The sequence below is a fragment of the Streptomyces venezuelae genome, assembly GCF_008642375.1.
GTDB classification, from domain to species: Bacteria; Actinomycetota; Actinomycetes; order Streptomycetales; family Streptomycetaceae; genus Streptomyces; species Streptomyces venezuelae_G.
The window spans coordinates 372,085-395,393 of sequence record NZ_CP029194.1 but is presented as its reverse complement, the minus strand read 5'-3'; the positions used below and the strand labels follow the sequence as shown (position 1 = coordinate 395,393).

Sequence of the window (23,309 nt, the reverse complement as noted above, 5' to 3'; positions counted from 1 at the left end):
GTCTACCCGGCCCTCGTGGGTGAGCTGCGCGACCTGGGCCTCGCGTACCTGCACGTCGTCTTCGCCGACCCCGACCAGGCGCTCTTCCACACCCATCGCGCGGCCTGGCCCGGCACGCTCATCGCCAACCCGGCACTGCCGTGGCCCGGCCCGCTGCCCGCCGACGGCGGCCGCGCCGCGGGGGGACGACTCCTGGCCGCCGGAGCCGACCTGATCGCCCTCGGCCGCTCCTTCCTGGCCAATCCCGACCTGGTCGCCCGGATGCGCACCGGCGCCCCCCTCAACCCCATCCGGGACGCGCACCTCATGTACGTCGGCGGCGAGACGGGCTACACGGACTACCCGACGCTCGGCTGAATCCGGTCGCCAGAGGTGGTCGCGGGCTGGCACGCTACCCGTCATGGAACATCCGGAAGTACTCCTCATCGGCGGGCGCGCGGGCGTCGGCAAGACGACGGTGGGGTGGGAGGTCTCGGCCGAACTGCGGGCCGCCTCGATCGGGCACGCGGTCCTGGAGGGCGACTACCTGGGCCAGATCCATCCCGCCCCGGACGGCGACCCGAACCGCTGGGACATCGCCGAGAGCAATCTGACGGCCGTCTGGGCCAACTACGCCCGCGTGGGCTGCCGTCGGCTGGTCTACACGCACACCGTGAGCGTGCTGCCGGAGGTGGGGGACATGTTCGGGCGGGTGATGGGAGAGGGTGTGCGGGTCGTCCGTGTCCTGCTCACGGCCTCCGACGACGTGACGGGCGAGCGCCTGATCGGCCGGGAACTCGGCTCCGAACTGGAGCAGGAGATCGCGGGCAGCGCCCGCAAGGCGCGGCTCCTGGACGAGCGGGCCCCCGCCGACACGGTACGGGTGGCGACCGACGGACGGTCGGTCCCGGACATCGCGCGCGAGGTGGTGGCGGCCACCGGCTGGTCCGGACCGTGACGCACGGCGGTCCGTGACGCACGGCGGTCCGTGACGCACGGCGGACCGTGACGCACGGCGGACCGTGACGCACGGCGGACAGTGTCCACCGCGGACCGAGCCGCACAGCCTCCCTCGATCCCCTCGCGTGTTACCTACCGGTAAGCAATGATGGTGTTGATCCAGTGGGCATCCATCCATACGGCCGGGGGCTGAGGTAACGGTGACGACTTTCGACGGACGGACCACGGTGCACGCCTTCCGGGACGACGCGCTGGGGGAGCACGACGCCGTCGGGCTCGCCGACGCGATCCGGCGGGGCGAGGTCAGCGCCGCGGAGGTCGCCCGGGACGCGGCCGAGCGGGTCCGGGAGGTCGACGCGCGGCTCCACGCCGTCCAGGCGCACGTCTCGACGCCGGCGCCCGCGGCCTGGGCACACGGTGCCTTCGCCGGGGTGCCGACCTTCGTCAAGGACAACACCGACTACGTGGGACTGCCCACCGGTCACGGCAGCGCGGCCTTCACCCCGCGCGCGGCGCGGCGGCACTCCCCGTTCACGCGGCAGTTCCTGAGCAGCGGCGTCACCGTGCTGGGCAAGACCCGGCTGCCCGAGTTCGGGTTCAGCCCGACCACGGAGTTCGAGGGTGCCGAGCCCGTGCGCAATCCGTGGAACACCGCCTATTCGGCGGGTGGTTCGTCGGGCGGCAGCGCGGCCCTCGTCGCCTCGGGGGCCGTGCCGATCGCGCATGCCAACGACGGCGGCGGTTCGATCCGCATACCCGCCGCCTGCTGCGGCCTCGTCGGCCTCAAGCCGACCCGCGGCCGGGTCGTCCCGCACGACCAGAGCCGTCAACTGCCCCTGGACATCGTCGCCGACGGCATCGTGAGCCGCTCCGTGCGGGACACCGCCGCGTTCCTCGCCGACGCCGAGAGGTTCTGGCGCAATCCCAAGCTGCCTCCCGTCGGCCTGGTCGAGGGCCCCTCGGGGCGGCGGCTGCGCATCGGCTACCTGAAGGACTCGCCGAGCGGTGTCCACTCCGACGCCGCCACCCGGGAGGCCGTCGCGGACACCGCGGCGAGGCTCGAACGGCTCGGACACACCGTCCAGCCGGTCGAGTTGGCCATCGACCCGCGCTTCACCGACGACTTCCTCACCTACTGGGGGATGCTGTCGTTCCTCATCGGCACCACGGGCCGCACCTTCGGCCGGGACTTCGACCGGAACCGCATGGACGGACTCAGCCGGGGGCTGCGGGAGGAGTACCTGAAGAACTGGCGGAGCACCCCGGGCGTGGTGCGGCGGCTGAAGCGGACGAAGGAGGCGTACGCGGCGGGATTCCGCGGACTCGACCTCGTCCTCTCCCCGGTGCTCGCCCACACGACGCCGCCGATCGGCCGTCTGAGCCCGGACGTTCCCTACGCGACCCTGATCGAGCGGATCCTCGCGTACGTCGCGTTCACCCCGGTCGACAACGTCGTCGGTACGCCGTCGATCTCGCTGCCCTCCGCCGGTGCGACGGAGGACGGCCTGCCCATCGGCGTGATGTTCGCCGGCCGCCCCGGAAGCGAACGGACCCTGCTGGAGGTCGCGTTCGCCCTGGAAGCGGAGCGGCCCTTCCGGCGCATCCAGGACGCGTGACACCACGGCGGACCCGGGCCCGGACGGACCCGGGACGGCGACCGCGCGTTCTCCTGTCGTAGCCGCCGAATCTCGTACGTCTTCCCCGTCGAAGGCCGGTGCCGAAGAATTCTTCCGGCGGTCTTCGCCGGGGTGTCGTGCGTCAGAGGCTGGCCTTGATCGGTGCGAGGAGTCAGGATTGGCTCGATCGCGTCGAGACACGGGGGACCGAACGCGTCCCACGGGCCTCGCGGATCCGAACTGCCCGCACCGTCCCCGTACATAAGGACCCGTCCTCATGGCCCACCCCGTCACCGCTTCCTCCTCCGCGCTGCTCGTCAGCCATGTGGAGCTGTACGTCACCGACGCCCGTGCCGCCGCCGAGGCGTTCACCGGCGGTTACGGCTTCCAGGTGTTCGCCACCGCCGAGCGCGTCGGCGCCGAGGGTGCGAGCCGGTCGCTCGCCCTGCGCCAGGGCGACATCGTCCTCGTGGTCACCCAGGCCCTCGACGCCACCCACCCGGCCGCCGCCTACACGGCCGTCCACGGCGACGGCATAGCCGACATCGCGCTGACCACCGCCGACGTGCGCGCGGTGCTCGCCGAGGTCACCGCCCGTGGAGCGACTCTCCGGGACGAGGCCGCAGGCCACCCCGACGGCTGGGTCACCGCTCGCGTGGCCGCCGGATTCGACGACGTCCACCACACCCTCGTGCAGCGTCCGGCCGCCGATTCCGAGGCGCACGGCACACCGTTGCCGCTGCCCGGTTTCGTGCCGGTCGCCGAACTCGCCCCGCAGCCGGCCGAATCGCCCGCGCTGACCGTCCTCGACCATGTCGCCGTGACCGTGAGGACGGGCGAACTCGCCGCCTCCACCGGCTACTACGAGCGGGTCTTCGGCTACGAGCCGGTCTACGAGGAGCTGATGGTGCAGGGCGAGGAGGCCATGGACTCCAAGGCCGTCCGCAGTCCCGCCGGCGATCTGACCTTCACCGTCCTCGCCCCGAGCCCCGACCACCAGGCCGGCCACATAGGCGACTTCCTCGCCCGGCATGGCAGCGGCGGCGTCCACCACCTCGCCTTCGCCACCGAGGACATCGTCGAGACCGTCGCCCGCCTCGACAAGCGCGGCATCGTCTTCCTCACCACCCCGGACACCTACTACGAGGCGCTCGCCGCGCGCCTCGACCTGAGCCGCCACTCCGTCGAGGAGCTGCGCGAGTCCGGGATCCTCGCCGACGAGGACCACGCGGGCCAGCTGTTCCAGATCTTCACCCGCACCGTCCACCCCCAGCGCACCCTCTTCTACGAGATCATCGAGCGGATCGGCGCCGACACCTTCGGCGGCGGCAACGTCCGCGCGCTCTACGAGGCCGTGCAGGCCGAGAAGGCCGAGCACGAGGGCGGCATCCGCGCGGAGGACGCCCGGTGACCCCCGGCATACTCGACGGGATGGTCACCCCCGCCGACGCGGAGGCCCTCGCGGCGGCCGTCCTACCCGTCGGCGTGGAGCGGTTCGTCACCGGCGGTTCCGGCAGTGAACTCACCCTCGCCGCCAACCGGGCCGCCTTCGACCGGCTCCACCTCCTTCCCCGTGTCCTCGCCGACGTCTCCGCCACCAGCACCGCCGCCACCCTCCTCGTCGATCCCGCCGCCCTGCCGCTGGCCGTCGCCCCCATGGCCTACCAGCGCGCCGTCCACCCCGACGGCGAACTCGCCGCCGCCCGGGCGGCCTTCACGGCCGGTATCCCCTTCACGGCCTGCACCTTCAGCAGCACTCCGGTGGAGGACATCGCCGCGACCGGCGCCACCGTCTGGTTCCAGCTGTACTGGCTGCGCGACCGGGGCCTCACCAAGGAACTGCTCGCCCGCGCCGAAGCCGCCGGCGCCCGCGCGCTGATGCTGACCGTCGACACCCCGTACATGGGCCGCCGACAGGCCGACATGCGCGGCGCGTTCACCCTCCCCGAGGGGGTCGCGGCCGTGCACTTCGAGCGCGGCCGCGACGGTGTGCCGAGCGGCGCGCAGGACGGGGTCAGTGCCATCGCCGCCCAGACCGCCGGCGTCGTGGACCCCTCCCTGTCCTGGAGCGACCTGGACTGGCTGCGCGACCACACCCGGCTGCCGCTCGTCCTCAAGGGGATCCTCGACCCCGCCGACGCCGACCGGGCCGCCGCCCACGGCGCCGACGGCATCGTCGTCTCCAACCACGGAGGCCGCCAGCTCGACGGCGCGCTGCCGGCCCTCGACGCGCTCCCGGCGGTCGTCGACGCCGTCGCGGGCCGTAGCCGGATCCTCCTCGACAGCGGCGTCCGCACCGGCACCGACATCCTGAAGGCCCTCGCCCTGGGAGCCTCCGGCGTCCTCGTCGGCCGACCCGTGCTGTGGGGTCTCGCCGCCGGGGGAGAGGCGGGAGTCAGCAGGGTCCTCACCCTGCTCCGCGAGGAACTGGAGAACGCCCTCGCCCTGGCCGGCTGCCCCGACCCGGCCTCGGCCGCGCGGCTCCGCACCGTACGCGCTCAGGGCGGTGACCTCCGATGACCACCCCCGAAGCACCGGACCCCGGCGCACCCCACCCCGTCACACCGGACCCCGGCGCACTCCACCCCGCCGTCGGCGACCCGCTGCTCTCCTCGATGAACTTCCTCAACGAGGTCGCCGGGCGTCACCCCGACGCCCTCTCCCTCGCCGCCGGCACCCCGCACGAGGGCTTCTACGACGTCGAGGACATCCACCGCGCCCTGCGCGTCTACAGCGACCACCTGCGCACCGCGACCGGGCGCGCCGAGGAGCAGGTCCGCCGCACCCTCCTCCAGTACGGCCGGACCAAAGGCATCATCCACGAGCTGATCGCCCGTCAACTCGCCACCGACGAGGGCATCCACGTCGACCCCGAGGCGATCCTCGTCACCACCGGCTGCCAGGAGGCACTCTTCCTCACCCTGCGCGTGCTGCGCCGGGACGAGCGGGACGTGCTGCTCGCCGTGAACCCGGCCTACATCGGCGTCACCGGCGCCGCCCGCCTCCTCGACCTGCCGGTCCACCCGGTCGCCGAGGGCCGGGACGGCGTCGACCTGGAAGACCTGGCCGACCGGATCGCCAAGGTCCGCGCGGACGGCCTCGATCCCCGCGCCCTGTACGTCGTCCCGGACTACGCCAACCCCTCCGGCCTGCGCATGCCGGAGGCGGCCCGCCGCGCGCTGCTCGACCTGGCCGCACGCGAGGACATCCTGATCCTGGAGGACAACCCGTACGGCCTCTTCCCGCTCGGCGGCGACGTGGACCGGGTCCCCACCCTGAAGGCCCTGGACGCGGACCGCAGGGTCGTCCACCTCGGTTCCTTCTCGAAGACCGTCTTCCCGGGCGCGCGCATCGGTTACGCCGTCGCCGACCAGCCCGCGCACGAAGGGCCCTATCTGGCCGACGCGCTGGCCCGCGCCAAGTCGATGGTGACGGTCAACACCTCGCCCATCGCCCAGGCCGTCGTGGGAGGCCGCCTGCTCGAACACGGTTGCAGCCTGGTCCGGGCCACACGGCGGGAGGCCGAGGTCTACCGGGAGAGCCTGGGCCGCCTCCTCGACGGGCTCGCCGCGCGCTTCCCGGCCTCCTCCGGGGTCCGCTGGAACACCCCGGCGGGCGGCTTCTTCGTCGTGGTCGAGGTGCCCTTCGACGTGACCGACGAGGCCCTGGAGCGCTCGGCCCGCGACCACCGCGTCCTGTGGACGCCGCTCCACCACTTCTACGGCAGCGCCGTGCCCCTGCGCTGTCTGCGGTTGTCGTGCAGCGCCGTCGCCCCGGACGACGTCGACGAGGCCCTGGACCGCTTCGCCGCGTTCGTCGCCGCCGCTCGACGCGACTGCTCCTAGCGATCCCGGGCACAGAACCGCCCCGGTGGTACGGGGGAGTCCACCGGGGCGGTATGTCTCGCAGTGTAGAGGACAGCCGGGTCCTGCCGGGTTCAGTGGCGGCTACTGCCCACGGCCCGTGGCCGAGGCGAAGCCCAGCCAGGTGTGGCGGTTGCCCCACCAGCACCAGCCCACCTTCGGGGCGTCGCGCCGCTCGCGGCCGTCCCTTCCCGTGCCGTTGCTGATCCAGATCGCGGGCGTCCGGGCGTCCAGGGCGCCGTTCGCCTTGCGCAGCCGGGAGCCGATGGTCATGAAGCAGAGGTTGCGTTCGAGGGCGGCCGGCTGCTGGAGCACCCAGTGGATGCCCTCGGTGAGCACGAGCGGGGTGCGGTCCTCCTTGGCGAGGGCGGGCAGCGCCTCGTCCGGGCTCCAGTTGGACATGTGGTCCCCGCGGTCGATGCCGGTGACCAGGTAGAACGGCGCGTCGGGGAGCTCGATGCCGGACGGGGCGAAATCGTCGACGTCGGGCATGTCGACCACGACGAAGCCGGGCTTGTCGGCGCGGCGGAGGAGCGGGGCGAGTGCCGAGGCCGGGGCGCGGTCCGGGTGCACGGCGAGCAGGGCGTCCCCGTCCTCGCCGCCTCCGGCCTCGGCCGCTTCGGTGGCGAAGGCTCGCAGCGCGTCGGCGGAGACTCCGGCGATCTCGTGCACCCCGAGCTCGATCAGGCGCTCGGCCTGCGCGGCGAGCGGCGGGAGCGGGGGCACGGTGGCGGCGGAGGGCGAGATCTCGGGCAAGGTACTCCTCGGTACGATTTACGGAGAGGCTGACTTGTCGTCAACGGCGTGACCTGCGGGGAGGTTCCCGACACGACGCGGGACACCCGCCGCCCCCGTCGCAAGCCGCTCCCCGCCCGTACGCCGCCTCCCCGTAAGCCGCCGGTGCCGCGCCGCCGCTGCCGGAGCTCACTCGATCGGGTCGGCCCGCCTCGCCGCCCCGCCGCCGCTCCAGCAGGCTGGAACCCGTGGTGACGACGGATCCGGGACGCACCCCGGCGGACCCGGAGCGAGTCCCGGTCGGCCCGGGATGAGCCCCGCGCCGCCCCTGGACCCGTCGGTCTTCGACGGTGCCGTCGCCGCGGTCGCGCTGCTCGCGGGTCCCGAAGGCCGGCTCCTCTACACCAACGCGGCCTTCACGAGGATGTTCGGCGCCCGGCAGGTGGGGCTGCCCGCCCGGAAGGCGTTCCCGGACCCCGACGCCTGGCGGTTCCTGTCGGTCCTGGACGAGGTACGGGCCACGGGGCGGGCCCGCCAGGTCACCGGCGCGCGGGAACCCGACCCGGCCGCGCCGGAACAGTCGCGGTACTTCGTGTACTCGTGCAGCCCCGTGACGACCTCGGAGGGCGACGGGATCCTCGTCGTGGCGATGGACACCACCACCGAGACCTTCGCCCTCCAGCGGTACCGGGCCCTGGTCTCCGCCGTGTCGGTGATGGTCTGGGTCATGCATGCCGACGGGGCCATGGAGGAGATCGTCCCCGGCTGGGAGCGGCTGACCGGCGTCCCCTGGCATCCGCGCGCCGACTCGGGCTGGTACGCGCACGTCCACCCCCGCGACCGCGAGAGGCTCGGCTCGGGCTGGCGCGACGCCGCGACGGGCGGGACCGGCGGCGCCTTCCAGTGCACCTTCCGGGTGCGCGCCGCCGACGGCTCGTACCGCCATCTGTCCACCCGCGGTGTCCCGGTCCTGCGCGAGGGCCGTGTCGCCGAGTGGATCGCCGCCACCGTCGACATCGAGGACACCTGGCGCGCACAGCTGCGGGAGCGGCTCCTCGCCCGGGTCGCGACCGTCACGGGGCAGAGCCTGGGGGAGGCCTTCGACGAGGTGGTGAAGATCGTCGTGCCCGAACTGGCCGACGCCTGCCTCATCCTGCTGCTCTCCCACGAGGAGTGGCCGCTGCCCGAGCACGCCCCGGTCACCGCCCGCCGGGTCGCCTCCGCCACCCGTCCCGGGCTGCCGGCGCCGCCGGCCCTGCTCGGGCAGAGCGTCACCGTCACCCGTACGGTCCGCGAGGTCCTGGAGTCCCGCGTCCCCCGCACCTTCGGCATCCCCGCCGGCGGCCCCGTGCCGGCCGAGCTTCTGCCGGCCGTCGCGGAACGGTGGCTCGCCGCCTCGGGGGCCACGAGCGTCACCCTCATCCCGCTGGTCGTCGACGACGTCGTCCTCGGGTACGCGGCCACCAGCACCAACGGTGACACCCCGGCCCTCGGTCCGACCGAGACGGAGCTGCTGCGCGAAGTCCTCCATCACGCCCAGCAGCCGATCCGCAAGGCCCTCGACCTCCAGAGCGCCCGGCGTACCGCGCTCGCCCTCCAGCGCGCCCAGCTCACCCGGCCGCCGGCCGTCGCCGGGGCGAGCCTGGCCGCCTCCTACCAGCCGGCGAGCTCCGCCAACGAGATCGGCGGGGACTGGTACGACGCCTTCGTGCTTCCCGACGGCACCCTCGTCCTCGACGTGGGTGACGTCGTGGGCCACGACCTCGCCGCCGCGACCGCGATGACGCAGATGCGCAACATGCTCCGCGCCTTGGCCTACAGCCGGGGGCCCGGCGACACCCCCGCCGATGTGCTCGCCCGGTTCGACGAGGCGGCCGAGGGACTGGGCGCGGCGCCCTTCGCGACGGCCGTCCACACCCAGCTCCGGCGACTGCCCGGCCTCCGGTGGCAACTGAGCTGGTCCAACGCCGGTCACCCGCCGCCCCTGCTGATCCCGGCCCACGGCGACCCGGTCTTCCTCGACGGTACGCAGGAGGACCTGCCGCTCTGCGTGGACCTCACCGTCCCGCGCAGCACCCACACCCGCGTCCTCGGCACGGGGGACACCCTCCTGCTCTACACGGACGGCCTGGTCGAGACCCCGGCGGCCCCGCTCACCGACGGCCAGCGGAGGCTCGCCCGCGCGGCGGCCCGCCGCCGGGGGGCGGCGCTGCCCGAGCTGCTGCACGGACTGCAGAGCCTCTCCGACCACCGCGACGACACGGCGATGATCGCCTTCCGAGCCGACCCATCCGAGTCGCCGTAACGGCACAGACCGCAGATACTGCCCGAAAAGGTCAAGATCGATCCTCGGGACGGAGACGGCGATGGACGACTACCCCTTGCTCGAACTCTTCTGGACCATGCTCTGGTTCTTCCTCTGGATCATGTGGCTGTTCCTGCTGTTCAAGATCGTCACGGACGTGTTCCGCGACCACGAGCTCAGCGGCTGGGGCAAGGCGGGCTGGCTGATCCTCTGCCTCCTGCTCCCCTTCATCGGCGTCCTCGTCTACGTCATCGTGCGCGGCACCGGCATGACCGAGCGGGAGATGGCGCGGGCCAAGCAGTCCGAGGCGGCCTTCCAGGACTACATCCGCAGGTCGGCGGCCGGTTCTCCGGCCGGGTCCGGTGCGGGCGGGGGCGGCGCCGCCGAACTCTCGCGGCTCGCCGAACTGAAGGAGAAGGGGGCGCTCACCGAGGAGGAGTTCCAGAAGGCCAGGGCGAAGCTCCTGGTCTGACGACGACCGGCGCGGACGACCGGCGCGAAACTGCGGGCGAGCGGACAGGAGGGGCAGGAGACGGCATGGAGTGGAAGCAGCGGTTCGAGCGGCTGCGCGCGGGCGCCGAGCAACGCTTCCCCGTCCTGGCCGAACTCACGAGCCGGCTGCTGTCCGGCAACCTCCTGGACGCGGGGACCAGGCTCGCCGCGCAGGCGTTCCTGGCGGCCGTCCCTCTCCTCTTCGCCTTCGCGGCCTTCGCGCCGCTCGGCGTCCGTGACCAGCTGAACGACTCTCTCGGCGCCATGTTCGGCCTGAGCGGGCGGTCCGAGGAGCAGCTCCAGCAGGTCCTGTACGGCACGACCGACGACGACGATGTCCGTGAGACGACCGGCGCGGTCGGCGCGGTGGTGGCCCTCGTGTCGGCGACGAGCTTCAGCCGGGCCATGGCCCGGGTGTGCGAGCGGGCGTGGCGGCTGCCCAGGGCCAAGACCCGGATCGCTGCCTGGCGCTGGGTGGTGTGGCTCCTCGTCCTGGTGCTGGTGGTCGTGCTCCAGGCTCCGATCAGGAACGGCTTCGGCCTCGGGGCCATCGTGGGCGTCGTCCTCACCTTCCTGGTGGCCACCGGCGTCTGGCTGTGGACCCAGCACCTGCTCCTGGCCAAGCGCGTCGCCTGGCTGGCCCTGCTGCCCGGCGCGGTGCTCGCCGGCACAGCCACCACCGCGCTCGGTCTGACCGCCCGGATCTACGTGCCCGGCGCGGTCGACCGGGCCGTGGCCGCGTACGGTGCCTTCGGTCTCGTCCTCGTCATGCTGTCGTGGCTGATCGTCGTGTGCGGCGCGGTCACCTTCGCGGTCACCATCGGAGCCGTACTCGCGGAGGAACCGCCCTTGAACCGGTATGTGATGCGGGGCGGGGGCGGGGTGCCGCCTCCCGCCGGGGAGGATGATGTGCAGCGCTCGTGACGAGCTCGGCATGCTTTCTTCGGTGTGCCGACCGCGGTGGTCGCCGTCACCCCGTCGGCGTCAGATCCGCCCAGAGGGCGGTCGCGTCGGGCGTGTGCGGTACGACCGCTCCGGCCGGGGCGTCCTCGTCCCACCACACACCCTGGCCGGGTGCCAGGGCGGGCCCGTCCACGCCCGCCTGCCAGCGGCCGCCCAGGACGTACACGACTCCGGCGTGTCCGGCGGGCGGCACGACCCGGCCGGTGACCCGCTCCACCCGGGCCGTCGTGCCCCCGCGCCGCACCATGATGTTCAGCACCCGGCAGGTACCACCCGGCAGTTCGGCGTCGAGGGCGAGGTCGCCGGAGAACGCGAACGGTTCACCCGCCTGCTCCAGAAGCCGGTCGAACACCCCCGGGCAGGTGAGCCGCACGCCGTCGCCCGCCAGCAGGGTCAGCGTCCGGTCGACGCCGGGGAAGACCGAGAACGGCCCGTCCCGGTCGATGTCGGCGATGCTCGCACGCCACGCGAAGTCATCGTCGCCCGCGGGCCGCGACACGATCTGCCGGGTCGCGCCCCCGCCGTTGCGCCACCGGCCCGCCGCCAGCGTCTCGACATCGAAGTGGTGCATGGGAGGGCTCCTGACCTGCGTCCTGTGCGAGGTGTGGATCATACGGCGAGGCCGGCGGAAGATCCGTGGCGGTGAGGGTGGTTGACGAAAGGTCTGGACCAACCTACGGTCTGCTGGAGCGCGCGCCATGCCTAGGACCACCCCCCCACGTCCCCAGGAGCACGCATGCCAGGCCCTCGGATCCCCCGTGTCCTCGGAGCGGGGCTCGTCACCCTCCTCGCAGCCGCCGCCCTCGCCGCCCCCGGTACCGCCGCAGCCGCCGACGACGCGCGGCCCGCGCGCACCACCGTCTCCGCGGCAGCTGCCGCACCCGCGTCCGCCGCCGACACCTGCGCCCTCAAACCGAAGCCCGCCGGGAAGGTGCTCCAGGGGTACTGGGAGAACTGGGACGGCGCGGCAAACGGCGTCCACCCGCCCTTCGGCTGGGCGCCCATCGACGACCCGCGCTTCGCGGTCCACGGCTACAACGTCATCAACGCCGCCTTTCCCGTGATCCGTTCGGACGGGACCGTGCTGTGGGAGGACGGCATGGACAACACCGTCCGCGTGGCCACCCCGGCCGAGATGTGCCGCGCCAAGGCGGCGGGCGCGACCATCCTGATGTCGATCGGCGGCGCCGCCGCCGGCATCGACCTGAGCTCGCGCGCCGTCGCCGACCGCTTCGTCGCGACGATCGTGCCCATCCTGCAGAGGTACAACTTCGACGGGATCGACATCGACATCGAGACCGGCCTGGTCGGCAGCGGCTCCATCGGAACCCTCTCCGCCTCGCAGGCCAACCTCGTGCACATCATCGACGGAGTCCTCGCCCGCATGCCCGCCGGCTTCGGACTGACCATGGCGCCGGAGACCGCGTACGTCACCGGCGGCAGCGTGGCCTACGGGTCGATCTGGGGCGCCTACCTGCCGATCGTCAAGAAGTACGCCGACAACGGGCGCCTGTGGTGGCTCAACATGCAGTACTACAACGGCAGCATGTACGGCTGCTCGGGCGACTCCTACTCCGCCGGAACCGTCGCCGGGTTCGTCGCCCAGACCGACTGCCTGAACCGGGGCCTGGTCATCCAGGGCACGACCATCCGCGTGCCCTACGACAAGCAGGTCCCCGGCCTCCCCGCCCAGCCCGGCGCGGGCGGCGGGTACATGGCATCCTCGACCGTGGCCCAGGCGTGGAACCACTACGGCGGGGCGCTCAAGGGCCTGATGACCTGGTCGGCGAACTGGGACGGGTCGAAGAACTGGACCTTCGGCAACAACGTCAAGGCCCTCCAAGGCCGCTAGCCCCACGACCCCCACCCCGCGACGCCCCGACCCGACCTGACCCCGTCACGGCCGGGTCGGGCCCGGTTGCCCTGGGGTGACGCCGTCGAGCTCTCCGCAGGTCGTGCCCCGGTCGCGGCGGCCGGTGGGGATACGGTCGGCGCCATGGAAGGTGAACGCCAGACCTGGCTCAGGTGTCTGCTCGCCGGGGCCGTGTTCGTCGTGTGCATGGCCGGCACCACCCTGCCGACGCCGCTCTACCCCCTCTACCAGGAGAAGTTCGGCTTCTCCGAGCTGACGGTCACCGTCGTCTACGCCGTGTACGCCTTCGGGGTCATCGGCGTCCTGCTCCTCGCGGGCAACGCCTCGGACACGATCGGCAGGCGCCCGACACTGCTCTGGGGCCTGGGCTTCTCCGCCGCGAGCGCGATCTGCTTCCTCGGCGCGGACACCGTGGGCTGGCTGTACGCGGGCCGCCTGCTGTCCGGCCTGTCGGCAGGCCTCTTCACCGGCGCCGCCACCGCCTACGTCATGGAGCTCGCCCCGCCCGGCGGCCGGTCCCGGGCGACGCTCGTGGCGACCGCGGCCAACATGGGGGGCCTGGGCTGCGGCCCGCTCCTCGCGGGCCTGCTCGCGGAGTACGCCCCCGAGCCGCTGCTCCTGCCGTTCGCCGTCCACCTCGCCCTGGTCGTCGTCAGCGCCGCCGTCCTGCTGTGGCTCCCCGAGACCGTGCGGGAGCGCCGGCCCCTGACCGCCGTGCGGCCCCAGCGGCCCGCCCTCCCCGCCCAGGTGAGAGCGGTGTTCGTGCCGGCGGCGATCGCGTCCTTCGTGGGCTTCGCCCTCTTCGGCGTCTTCACCTCCGTCAGCCCCGCCTTCCTCGCCCGCTTCCTGCACGTGGACAACCACGCCGTCAGCGGCCTCGTCGTGGCCCTGGCCTTCTTCGCCTCCACCGCGGGACAGCTCGCCGTCGACCGCGTCGGGGTGGCGCGCTCCCTACCCCTGGGCTGCGCCGTGCTCTTCGCCGGCCTCTCCCTCCTCGCGGTGGCCCTCTCCACGGACCTCCTCGTCTTCGTCGTCCTGTCGGCCGTGGTCGGCGGGGCTGGGCAGGGCCTCGCCTTCCGCGCGGCGCTGTCCTCCGTCGCCGCCGCGGCGCCGGCGGACCGGCGCGCGGCGGTGATCTCGACCCTCTTCGTCGTCGCGTACACGGGCATCTCGATCCCGGTGATCGGCGTGGGACTCCTGGCCGACCCGCTCGGACTCGACCGGGCGGGTCTGGTCTTCATCGCCTGCATGCTGCTGCTGGTCGCGTCCGCCGCCGCCTACCTGGTCCGTCGGCCGGCGCGGGCGGAGCGCCCCTGACCGCCGGTGGTCACAGCGGTGCCGCCGCCGAGGCCAGGCCGAGGCCCAGGCCGTCCGCGAGGCGGGCGCGGTGCCAGGCCGGCGGGCCGAAGAGCTGGGACGAGCCGTGCGCGCGCTTGAAGTAGCGGTGGGCGTCGTGCTCCCAGGTGATGCCGATGCCGCCGTGCAGCTGGATCATCTCGCCCGCCACCACGGAGAAGGCCTCCGAGCAGGCGGACTTGGCGGCGGCCGCGCAGCGGGCCGCCTCCGCCGGCCCCGCGCCCTCGGCCGCAGCGAAGGAGGCCCCCAGCGCGACCGAACGCGCCGACTCGACCAGGACGTACGCGTCCGCGAGCCGGTGCTTGACGGCCTGGAACGAACCGATGGGCCGGCCGAACTGGACGCGCTCCCCGGCGTAGGCGACGGTGAGTTCGAGGCAGCGCGAGGCGGCGCCGACCTGCTCGGCGGCGAGCGCCGCACAGGCCAGGTCCAGGACCTGCCGCAGCACCCGCTCGCCGTCGCCGTCGGCCCCGACCAGCCGTCCTTCCGCTCCGGCGAGCGACAGCCGCGACTGAACCCGGCTCTCGTCCATCGTCACCGCCGGCGCCCGGTCCACGCCCGGACCGCCCCCGGGCACCTCGAAGAGCGAGACGCCCGCCGCCGTCCGGGCGGCCACGAGCAGCACGTCCGCGGCGGCGCCGTCGAGGACGTGGTCCTTCACCCCGGTGATGCGCCAGCCGCCGCCGGGCCCGGGCGCGGCCTCGGCCCGTACCGCCGCCGGATCCCAGGAACCGCCCTCCGCCCAGGCCAGGGCCCCCACCACCGCGCCCGAGGCCAGGCCCGGCAGCAGCTCCGCGCAGACCGCCGAGTCGCCCGAGGCGAGCAGCGCCCGCACCACGAGCACGGCGGAGCCGAGGTACGGCACGGGGCTCAGCTCCCGCCCCAGTTCCTCCATCACCACATGGACCTCAAGGGCCCCACAGCCCGCGCCGCCGTACTCCTCCGGGACGGCCAGCCCAGCGACCCCGATCTGCTCGGTCAGCGGACGCCAGGCCGCGTCCCCCGCATGGCGCCCGAGCAGCGCCCGTACGGCGGACCGCAGTTCCTCGTGCTCCTCCGTCAGCCTCATGCGCTCTGCTCCTTTCCCATTGGTTCGACATGAATACGGCTCGGCGGCGCCGGGTCCTCCTCCGACAGGTCCCGGCCCCGGGTCTCGGCCGTGCGCCACACGGCCAGCGCCGTCACGAGACCGCAGACGAGCGCCAGCACCGCGAGGGGCGCGCTCCGTGCCCCATCCGAGAGCAGGCTGCTCGCGAACAAGGGGGTGAACCCGCCGCCGATCAGCGCGGCCAGCTGATAGCCGAGGGAGGCCCCGGTGTAGCGGACACGGGTCCCGAACAGCTCGGACAGCAGCGGGCCCAGGGGCGCGTACATCGCGGACTGCACCACCTGACCGAGGACCATGCCGAGCACGAGCAGGGCGGGGGACCGGGCGTCGACCAGGGCGTAGACCGGGAAGGCGAGCAGGACGACGCCGGCCGCGCCTCCCAGGACGACGGCCCGCCGGCCCACGCGGTCGGAGAGCGCGGAGAACAGCGGAATCGTCACCGGGCCCGTGACCGAGGTGAGGACGAGGCCCGTCATCACCTCCGAGGTGGCGTACCCGATGGCCGTCGCGTAGGTGAGCATGTACGTGCTGATCAGCGCTGTCAGGGCGAACGGGCCGATGCCCACGGCACAGGCGAGGACGAGGTTCCTGGGCCTGCGCAGCACCTGCGCCTGCGGCAGGCCGAGTTCCCTGCCCGCGCCCTCCGTCCGTGCCGCCGCCTGCCGGAAGAGCGGGCTCTCCGTGATGCTCACCCGCACGTACCGCCCGACGGCGAGGAGCACGGCGCTGAACCGGTCGCCGAACTGCCCGAAGACGGCGCCGCCGAGCGGCCGTGAGACATAGCCGGCGGCCAGCGTCCCGAAGGCGGCGATCGTCGCGACGCCGGGGTCGGACTCGGGGAAGAAGAGCGGGCCGAAGACGAGCGCCGCCATCGTGCCGTAGAGCAGGAAGTCGTAGTACTCGATGACGGTGCCGAGCAGGCTGGACAGCGCCACTCTGCGCAGGAGCGCGGGGTCCGACGGTCTCGCGGGGGAGTGCTCGGGGGAGTGCGGGGACGGTGCGGAGTTCATGAGGCTCCCGGGTGCGGTGGGGAGGGGGAATCGGACAGCGGTGAGCGGTGGCGCGTGTCGAGTGGCGCGGTGACGTGGCACGCAGGACGTCAGGCGCGCGGCTCGCCCTGACGGGCGCAGGGTCCCGGGCGGGCGAGCCGGTGGCGTCAGGGGGTGAGGACGCGGGCGCGGCAGGCGGCGGGGGTGCCCCAGGCCTCGCGCAGGGGACGGGCCTTGCGGATCCACAGGGACAGGTCCAGCTCGTCCGTGTAGCCGACGGCGCCGTGCAGTTGCAGGGCCGCGCGGGCGGCGGCGTAGGCGGCGTCGCCCGCCGCGACCTTCGCCGCGGCGATCTCGCGCCCGGCCGACGGGCCGTCCGGCCCGGTCAGGGCCAGCGCGGCCGAGTGGAGAAGGGGCTGGGCGAACTCCAGGGCGATCAGCGTGTCGGCCAGGCGGTGCTTCACCGCCTGGAACGAGCCGATCGCGACCCCGAACTGCGTGCGCTGCTTGACGTACGCCACGGTCCGGTCGAGCAGCGCACGGCCGAGGCCCAGGGCCTGGGCCGCGGTGACCAGGGCCGCCACGTCGGCGGCGTGCGCGGCGGCGGCGGCCACCTCGGGTCCCCGCGCCAGGACCGTGCCGCCGAGGGGCCGGGCCAGCCGGCGCGCGGGGTCGGCGGACGGCTGGACGGGCCCGGACTCCTCCGTCAGGAGGAGGGTGTCGCCCGCCACGACGAGGACGGCGTCGGTCGCGTCCGGGTCCAGGGCGTACGGGCTTCCCACGGCCGGCACGCACAGCGAGACCACCGCCTTGCCCGCGGCGATCCGCGGCAGCCACGCCGCCGCCGCGTCCTGGTCGCCGAGGCGGTCGAGCAGCGCGGCGGCGGCGACCGTCTCGACGAGCGGGCCGGGGACCGCGTGGCGGCCCAGCTCGGTGAAGGCCACGGCCAGTTCGACCGGCAGGGGGCCCAGACCGTCGTACGGCTCCGGCACGGCGAGGGCGAAGACACCCGCCTCGGCGAGCCGGGACCAGAGGGCGCGGCCCGGCGTGGTGTCGCCGGCGGCCCAGGCCCGTACGGCCCCGGGGGTGTCGGACGCCGTGAGCATGGCGTCCAGCGAGCGGGCGAACTCCCGCTGCTCGTCGTCGAGGAGGAACCGCATCACCGGCGTCCCTTCGGCAGGCCGAGCAGCCGCTCGGCGATGATGTCGCGCTGGATCTCGTTGGTGCCCGCGTAGATCGGACCGGCCAGGGAGAAGGTGTGGCCCTCGGCCCAACTGCCGTGGGCGGGCGCCTCCGTGGCCTCGTCGGACAGCTCGCCGTACGGGCCGAGGACGTCGAGCGCGGTCTCGTGGAGCGCGATGTCGAGCTCCGACCAGAAGACCTTGTTCAGGCTGGACTCGGCGCCGATCGACTCCCCGGCGGCGATGCGCGAGGCGTTGGCGTAGGTGAAGAGCCGGTATGCGCGGGCCGCGACGACCGCGTCGGCGACCCGGTCGCGCAGGGCGGTGTCGGACGGGTCGGCGCCGTCCCGCCACAGCCCCGTCAGCCGCTCGGCGGCGGCCGTGAACCGGCCGGGGCTGCGCAGGGTGAGCCCGCGCTCGTTGCCCGCCGTGCTCATGGCGACCCGCCAGCCCTGTCCGGGCGCGCCGATCACGTCCTCGTCGGGGACGAAGACCTCGTCGAGGAAGAGCTCGGCGAAGGCGGGCTTGCCGTCGAGCCGCCCGATGGGCCGTACGGTCACGCCGGCCGCGTCCAGAGGGAACATCAGGTACGTCAGGCCCTGGTGCGGCCGGCCGGTCTCCGGGTCGCTGCGGAAGAGGCCGAAGGCGCGGTCGGCGAAGGCCGCCCGTGACGACCAGGTCTTCTGGCCGCTCAGGAGCCAGCCGCCGTCCGTGCGGACGGCGGTCGAGCGCAGGCTCGCGAGGTCCGAGCCGGACTCCGGCTCCGACCAGGCCTGGGCCCAGATGACCTCGCCGGACGCCATGGAGGGGAGGACGCGGGCGCGCTGCTCGTCGGTGCCGTGCTCGAAGAGGGTGGGGGCGAGGAGGTTGATGCCGTTCTGGCTGACCCGGCCGGGCGCGCCGGCCGCGTAGTACTCCTCCTCGAAGATCAGCCATCGGAGGATCGGGGCGCTCCTGCCGCCGTACTCCTCGGGCCAGGAGACGACCGACCACCGGTCGGCGAAGAGGGTCCGCTCCCATTCCCGGTGGGCGGCGAAGCCCTCGGCCGTCTCCAGGGAGGGCAGCGGGACGGCGGGCACGTGGGCGGTGAGCCAGGCGCGGGCCTCGGCCCGGAAGGCGTCCTCCGCCGCGGTGAAGTCGAGGTCCATCAGGCTCCGGCCTCCTTCATGGCCCGGATGTCCATGCCGCCCAGGGCGTCGGGGGCGGTCTCGGCGTTGTGCGCGTGGGCGAGGTGGTGCAGCCCGAACACGGAGTCCATGCCGGTGTGCATGCCCTGGAGGTCCTCGGCCTGGTTGACCGCGCGCTTGGCCAGCGCGAGGCCCATGCGCGGCATCTCGGCGATCCTGGCGGCCAGTTCCATGGTCCGGTCGGTCAGTTCCTCGCGCGGGACCACGCGGTTGACCATGCCGACCTCGTAGGCGCGGCGGGCGCTCATGCGGTCGCCGGTGTAGAGGAACTCCTTGGCGATGCGCGGGGGCATCACCCACGGGTGGGCGAAGTACTCGACGCCGGGGATGCCCATGCGGACGACCGGGTCGGCGAAGAAGGCGTCCTCGGAGGCGACGATCAGGTCGCACACCCAGGCCAGCATCAGGCCGCCCGCGACACAGGCGCCCTGCACGGACGCGACCATGGGCTTGGGCAGTTCGCGCCAGCGCCGGCACATGCCCAGATAGACCTCGGACTCCCGGGCGAAGCGGCTCTCCGCGCCCTCCTTGTCCGAGTGGTCCCACCAGAGCCCGGCCCTGCGCTCGAACGGCAGGTGCGCGTCCCGCTCGGGGGTGCCGATGTCGTGGCCCGCGGAGAAGTGCTTCCCCGCCCCGGCGAGCACGACGACCTTGACCTCGCTGTCGTCGGCCGCGCGGTAGAAGGCCCGGTCCAGGGCGTAGGTCATCGCGGAGTTCTGGGCGTTGCGGTAATCGGGCCGGTCCATCGTGACGACGGCGACGGGGCCGAGCCGTTCGTACCGGACGGGCTCCGTGGATATGGATGTGGTGCGGGCAGCGGACATCCGCCCTCCTTCCCTAACAAGTGTTTGGTAGGTTAACGTACGGCCATGAGCAACGTCGAGGAGTTCCGCGCAGAGTTCCGCAGCTGGCTGCGCTCCCATCTCACCGGCGAGTTCGCCGCCCTGCGCGGCCGCGGAGGACCCGGCCGGGAGCACGAGGCCCATGACGAACGCCTCGCCTGGGAACGGCACATGGCCGCCGAGGGATGGACCTGCGTCGGCTGGCCGAAGGAGTACGGCGGACGAGGCGCGAGCCTGGAACAGCAGGTCGCCTTCCATGAGGAGTACGCCCTCGCCGACGCCCCCGCCCGCGTCGGCCACATCGGCGAACAGCTCCTCGGCCCCACCCTGATCGCCTTCGGCACACCGGAGCAGCGCGAGCGCTTCCTCCCCCCGATCGTCGCCGTCGAGGAACTGTGGTGCCAGGGCTACAGCGAGCCGGACGCCGGGTCGGACCTCGCCAACGTCCGGACCCGCGCCGAGCGGGACGGCGGCGAATGGGTGGTCACCGGCCAGAAGATCTGGACGTCACAGGCGCACGAGTCCGACTGGTGCTTCGTCCTCGCCCGCACCGAGCCGGGGGTCCCCCCAGCCGAGCGAGGGGGAGGATCGACCCGCCACCAGGGCCTGTCCTACCTGCTCGTCCCGCTGCGCGCGCCCGGCGTCGACATCCGGCCGATCGTCCAGCTCACCGGCACCTCGGAGTTCAACGAGGTGTTCTTCGACGGGGCCAGGACGGACGCGGCGCACGTCGTCGGAGCCCCCGGCGAGGGCTGGAAGGTGGCCATGGCCACCCTCGGCTTCGAGCGGGGCGTCTCGACCCTCGGCCAGCAGGTCGGCTTCCGCCGTGAACTGGAGGCCGTCATCGCCCTGGCCCGGCGCAACGGCGCCGCCACGGACCCGCTGATCCGCGACCGGATCGCCCGGGCCTGGATCGGCCTGGAGACCATCCGCTTCAACGCCCTGCGCATGCTCGGCGGCGTCGCGGCCGGAGCCCCGGGCCCCGAGGCCTCCATCGGCAAGATCTTCTGGGCCACCTGGCACCGCGAGCTGGGCGAACTCGCCATGGACGTCTGCGGAGCCGACGGCATGCTCGCGGCCGGCGAACCGTACGACCTCACCGACTGGCAGCGGCTCTACCTCTTCTCCCGCTCCGACACCATCTACGCCGGCTCCAACGAGATCCAGCGGAACATCATCGCCGAGCTCGTCCTCGGCCTGCCCAAGGAGGTCCGCCCGTGACCCGTACACCACCCCCCTACGTCCCGGGGCACGGACTGCTCGCCGACCGGAGCGCCGTCGTCACCGCCGCGGCCGGCGCCGGGATCGGCGGCGCCACCGCCCGACGGCTCCTGGAGGAAGGCGCGCGCGTAGTCCTCTCCGACGCCCACGCCCGCAGGCTGAAGGAGTCCGAGGCCGAACTGACCGCGGAGTTCGGCGCCGACCGGGTCGCCGCACTGCCCTGCGACGTCACCGACGAGGCCCAGGTCGCCGCCCTCCTCGACCTCGCCGAGGAGCGCCACGGACGCCTCGACATCCTGGTCAACAACGCCGGCCTCGGCGGCACCGCCGACCTCGTCGACATGACCGACGAACAGTGGGACAAGGTCCTCGACGTCACCCTCAACGGCACCTTCCGCTGCACCCGCGCCGCACTCCGCCGCCTCAAGGCCGCGGGCAGCGGCGGCGTCGTCGTCAACAACGCCTCCGTGGTCGGCTGGCGCGCCCAGAAGGGCCAGGCCCACTACGCCGCCGCCAAGGCCGGCGTCATGGCGCTCACCCGCTGCGCCGCCCTGGAGGCCGCCGAGTACGGGGTGCGGGTCAACGCCGTCTCCCCGAGCCTGGCCATGCACCCGCACCTGGCCAAGGTCACCACGCCCGAGCTCCTGGAGGAGCTGACCGCCCGCGAGGCCTTCGGACGGTACGCCGAGCCGTGGGAGGTCGCCAACGTGATCGTGTTCCTCGCCAGCGGCTACTCCTCGTACCTGACCGGCGAGGTCGTCTCGGTCAGCAGCCAGCATCCGTGAGCCGAGGATGACCGGCCGCCGGAGAGCGGAGCGAGGGCCGTGGTGAGCGCGGCGCCCGAGCGGCGCCACGAACTCCTCGCCACCGCCGCCGAGGTGTTCGCCGCCCAGGGGTACAACGCCACCACCGTCCGCAAGATCGCCGACGCGGCGGGCATCCTCGCCGGCAGCCTCTATTACCACTTCGACTCCAAGGAGTCGATGCTCGACGAGATTCTCTCCGGCTTCCTGAACGAGCTGTGGGGCAGGTACGACGCGGTGCTCGCCGCCGGACACGGCCCCAGGGAGACCATCGAGGCCCTCGTCACCGAGTCCTTCCGGGAGATCGACCGGCACCGCGCCGCCGTCGCCATCTACCAGAAGGAGTCCCGGCAGTTACGGGAGCAGCCGCGCTTCGGCTATCTCGACGACTCGCAGCAGAGGTTCGAACGAGCCTGGCTCCGCACCCTGGAACGGGGAGTGGCCGCCGGGGTGTTCCGCGCCGACCTCGACGTCCGGCTGACGTACCGCTTCGTGCGCGACACCGTCTGGGTCGCGGCGTCCTGGTACCGGCCCGGCGGACAGCACAGCCCCGAGGAGATCGCCCGCCAGTACCTGTCCATGGTGCTGGAGGGCGTCGCCCTCCGTACCTGACATCAATCCCGTGAGACAAGGAAAGAGGAGCGGCCATGGCCGAGGCATACATCATCGAAGCGGTCCGCACCCCGGTCGGCAGGCGCAACGGCGGGCTCGCCGCCGTCCACCCCGCCGACCTCGGCGCGCATGTGCTCAAGGCGCTCATGGAGCGCGCGGGCACCGATCCCGCCGCCGTCGAGGACGTCGTCTTCGGCTGCCTCGACACCGTCGGCCCGCAAGCCGGCGACATCGCGCGCACCGCCTGGCTGGCCGCCGGCCTGCCCGAGGAGGTCCCCGGCGTGACCGTGGACCGGCAGTGCGGATCCTCCCAACAGGCTCTGCACTTCGCCGCGCAGGGCGTCCTGTCCGGCACCCAGGACCTGGTCGTCGCGGGCGGCGTGCAGAACATGTCCCTGGTCCCCATAGCCTTCGCCAGCCGTCAGGCCGCCGCGCCGCTCGGACTCACCGACGGCCCGTACATCGGTTCCGAGGGCTGGCGCGCCCGCTACGGCGACCAGCCCGTCAACCAGTTCCACGGCGCCGAGCTCATCGCCACGAAGTGGGGCATCTCCCGCCGGGACATGGAGGAGTTCGCCCTGCGCTCGCACCAGCGGGCGGCCCGCGCCATCGACGAGGGCCGCTTCGACCGGGAGATCGTCGCCTACGGCGACGTGAGCACCGACGAGGGCCCGCGCCGCGACACCACCCTGGAGAAGATGGCCGGCCTCAGCCCGGTGGTCGAGGGCGGCCGGCTGACCGCCGCGGTCTCCTCGCAGGTCTCGGACGGGGCCTCGGCGATGCTGATCGCATCGGAGCGGGCCGTACGGGAGCACGGCCTGACGCCGCGCGCCCGCATCCACCACCTGTCCGTGCGGGGCGAGGACCCGATCCGCATGCTGTCCGCCCCGATCCCGGCGACGGCGTACGCGCTGAAGAAGGCCGGGATGACGCTCGACGACATCGACCTCGTGGAGATCAACGAGGCCTTCGCCTCGGTCGTCCTCGCCTGGCTGAAGGAGACCGGCGCCGACCCGGAGAAGGTCAACGTCAACGGCGGGGCCATCGCCCTCGGCCACCCGCTCGGCGCGACCGGCACCAAGCTGACGACCACCCTGCTGCACGAGCTGGAGCGCACCGGCGGCCGCTACGGCCTGCAGACGATGTGCGAGGGCGGCGGGCAGGCGAACGTGACGATCATCGAACGCCTGTGACGCTCACCGGACGCCTGTGACGTTCACCGAA

The 23,309-nt window shown here is 73.4% G+C and carries 22 protein-coding genes; 15 read left to right on the top strand and 7 right to left on the bottom strand.

Features of this window, described 5'->3' with window-relative positions; translation table 11 throughout:
• Positions 1-15: 15 nt before the first annotated feature.
• The 6 genes from DEJ46_RS01860 to DEJ46_RS01835 all read left to right on the top strand — a co-directional run bounded on the left by DEJ46_RS01860 (position 16) and on the right by DEJ46_RS01835 (position 6,400).
• Positions 16-357, top strand: a complete 342-nt coding sequence (locus DEJ46_RS01860) for a hypothetical protein (protein WP_411757706.1) — start codon at positions 16-18, stop codon at positions 355-357.
• 43 nt (positions 358-400) lie between these two features.
• Positions 401-937: a hypothetical protein gene (locus tag DEJ46_RS01855; protein WP_150263827.1), complete on the top strand. Its 537-nt coding sequence runs from the start codon at positions 401-403 to the stop codon at positions 935-937.
• A gap of 202 nt (positions 938-1,139) precedes the next feature.
• The gene (locus DEJ46_RS01850) at positions 1,140-2,555 is read left to right on the top strand and encodes an amidase (RefSeq protein WP_150263826.1); all 1,416 of its coding nucleotides are present in this window, start codon (positions 1,140-1,142) and stop codon (positions 2,553-2,555) included.
• A 277-nt stretch (positions 2,556-2,832) separates the two neighbouring features.
• Positions 2,833-3,966 carry a 4-hydroxyphenylpyruvate dioxygenase gene (gene hppD / locus DEJ46_RS01845; protein ID WP_150263824.1) on the top strand — a complete coding sequence of 378 codons (1,134 nt, stop codon included), beginning with the start codon at positions 2,833-2,835 and terminating at the stop codon, positions 3,964-3,966.
• Positions 3,963-5,075, top strand: coding sequence for an alpha-hydroxy acid oxidase (locus DEJ46_RS01840; RefSeq protein WP_317852159.1), 1,113 nt, complete (start codon positions 3,963-3,965; stop codon positions 5,073-5,075). Before hppD ends, DEJ46_RS01840 begins: the two co-directional genes overlap by 4 nt.
• Complete coding sequence (locus DEJ46_RS01835) at positions 5,072-6,400, top strand: PLP-dependent aminotransferase family protein (protein WP_150263822.1); 1,329 nt, start codon at positions 5,072-5,074, stop codon at positions 6,398-6,400. Before DEJ46_RS01840 ends, DEJ46_RS01835 begins: the two co-directional genes overlap by 4 nt.
• A 102-nt stretch (positions 6,401-6,502) precedes the next feature.
• On the opposite strand, the gene DEJ46_RS01830 is transcribed toward DEJ46_RS01835, so the two are convergent.
• Complete coding sequence (locus DEJ46_RS01830; RefSeq protein WP_150263821.1) at positions 6,503-7,174, bottom strand: DUF5701 family protein; 672 nt, start codon at positions 7,172-7,174, stop codon at positions 6,503-6,505.
• 289 nt (positions 7,175-7,463) lie between these two features.
• Here DEJ46_RS01830 and DEJ46_RS01825 point away from each other — a divergent pair, with 289 nt between their 5' ends.
• The 3 genes from DEJ46_RS01825 (at position 7,464) to DEJ46_RS01815 (ending at position 10,874) form a co-directional block, all read left to right on the top strand.
• Positions 7,464-9,458, top strand: a complete 1,995-nt coding sequence (locus tag DEJ46_RS01825; RefSeq protein ID WP_150263819.1) for a SpoIIE family protein phosphatase — start codon at positions 7,464-7,466, stop codon at positions 9,456-9,458.
• 61 nt (positions 9,459-9,519) lie between these two features.
• Positions 9,520-9,930: an SHOCT domain-containing protein gene (locus DEJ46_RS01820; protein WP_150263817.1), complete on the top strand. Its 411-nt coding sequence runs from the start codon at positions 9,520-9,522 to the stop codon at positions 9,928-9,930.
• 65 nt (positions 9,931-9,995) lie between these two features.
• The gene (locus DEJ46_RS01815) at positions 9,996-10,874 is read left to right on the top strand and encodes a YhjD/YihY/BrkB family envelope integrity protein (protein WP_150263816.1); all 879 of its coding nucleotides are present in this window, start codon (positions 9,996-9,998) and stop codon (positions 10,872-10,874) included.
• Between the two features lie 46 nt (positions 10,875-10,920).
• On the opposite strand, the gene DEJ46_RS01810 is transcribed toward DEJ46_RS01815, so the two are convergent.
• On the bottom strand, positions 10,921-11,484 hold the full coding sequence (locus DEJ46_RS01810) for a HutD family protein (RefSeq protein WP_150263814.1): 564 nt from the start codon (positions 11,482-11,484) through the stop codon (positions 10,921-10,923).
• Positions 11,485-11,649: 165 nt separating this feature from the next.
• Here DEJ46_RS01810 and DEJ46_RS01805 point away from each other — a divergent pair, with 165 nt between their 5' ends.
• Complete coding sequence (locus tag DEJ46_RS01805) at positions 11,650-12,765, top strand: chitinase (protein WP_150263812.1); 1,116 nt, start codon at positions 11,650-11,652, stop codon at positions 12,763-12,765.
• A 144-nt stretch (positions 12,766-12,909) separates the two neighbouring features.
• On the top strand, positions 12,910-14,103 hold the full coding sequence (locus DEJ46_RS01800) for an MFS transporter (RefSeq protein ID WP_150263811.1): 1,194 nt from the start codon (positions 12,910-12,912) through the stop codon (positions 14,101-14,103).
• A gap of 10 nt (positions 14,104-14,113) precedes the next feature.
• Here DEJ46_RS01800 and DEJ46_RS01795 read toward each other — a convergent pair whose 3' ends face one another.
• The 5 genes from DEJ46_RS01795 to DEJ46_RS01775 all read right to left on the bottom strand — a co-directional run bounded on the left by DEJ46_RS01795 (position 14,114) and on the right by DEJ46_RS01775 (position 19,431).
• On the bottom strand, positions 14,114-15,211 hold the full coding sequence (locus DEJ46_RS01795; protein WP_150263809.1) for an acyl-CoA dehydrogenase family protein: 1,098 nt from the start codon (positions 15,209-15,211) through the stop codon (positions 14,114-14,116).
• A complete protein-coding gene (locus DEJ46_RS01790) occupies positions 15,208-16,260 on the bottom strand; it encodes an MFS transporter (RefSeq protein WP_150263807.1) in 1,053 nt (350 codons plus the stop codon). The genes DEJ46_RS01795 and DEJ46_RS01790 overlap by 4 nt, the downstream gene beginning before the upstream one ends.
• A gap of 146 nt (positions 16,261-16,406) precedes the next feature.
• Positions 16,407-17,399 carry an acyl-CoA dehydrogenase family protein gene (locus DEJ46_RS01785; RefSeq protein WP_150274008.1) on the bottom strand — a complete coding sequence of 331 codons (993 nt, stop codon included), beginning with the start codon at positions 17,397-17,399 and terminating at the stop codon, positions 16,407-16,409.
• Complete coding sequence (locus DEJ46_RS01780; RefSeq protein WP_150263805.1) at positions 17,399-18,568, bottom strand: acyl-CoA dehydrogenase family protein; 1,170 nt, start codon at positions 18,566-18,568, stop codon at positions 17,399-17,401. The genes DEJ46_RS01785 and DEJ46_RS01780 overlap by 1 nt, the downstream gene beginning before the upstream one ends.
• Positions 18,568-19,431, bottom strand: coding sequence for an enoyl-CoA hydratase (locus tag DEJ46_RS01775; RefSeq protein WP_150263803.1), 864 nt, complete (start codon positions 19,429-19,431; stop codon positions 18,568-18,570). The genes DEJ46_RS01780 and DEJ46_RS01775 overlap by 1 nt, the downstream gene beginning before the upstream one ends.
• Positions 19,432-19,476: 45 nt before the next feature.
• Here DEJ46_RS01775 and DEJ46_RS01770 point away from each other — a divergent pair, with 45 nt between their 5' ends.
• The 4 genes from DEJ46_RS01770 to DEJ46_RS01755 are packed head-to-tail and all read left to right on the top strand — an operon-like array spanning position 19,477 to position 23,278.
• Positions 19,477-20,670, top strand: coding sequence for an acyl-CoA dehydrogenase family protein (locus DEJ46_RS01770; RefSeq protein WP_150263801.1), 1,194 nt, complete (start codon positions 19,477-19,479; stop codon positions 20,668-20,670).
• Positions 20,667-21,455 carry an SDR family oxidoreductase gene (locus tag DEJ46_RS01765; RefSeq protein ID WP_150263799.1) on the top strand — a complete coding sequence of 263 codons (789 nt, stop codon included), beginning with the start codon at positions 20,667-20,669 and terminating at the stop codon, positions 21,453-21,455. The genes DEJ46_RS01770 and DEJ46_RS01765 overlap by 4 nt, the downstream gene beginning before the upstream one ends.
• Positions 21,456-21,497: 42 nt before the next feature.
• The gene (locus DEJ46_RS01760) at positions 21,498-22,085 is read left to right on the top strand and encodes a TetR/AcrR family transcriptional regulator (protein WP_150263798.1); all 588 of its coding nucleotides are present in this window, start codon (positions 21,498-21,500) and stop codon (positions 22,083-22,085) included.
• A gap of 35 nt (positions 22,086-22,120) precedes the next feature.
• A complete protein-coding gene (locus DEJ46_RS01755) occupies positions 22,121-23,278 on the top strand; it encodes an acetyl-CoA C-acetyltransferase (protein ID WP_150263796.1) in 1,158 nt (385 codons plus the stop codon).
• Positions 23,279-23,309 lie beyond the last annotated feature (31 nt).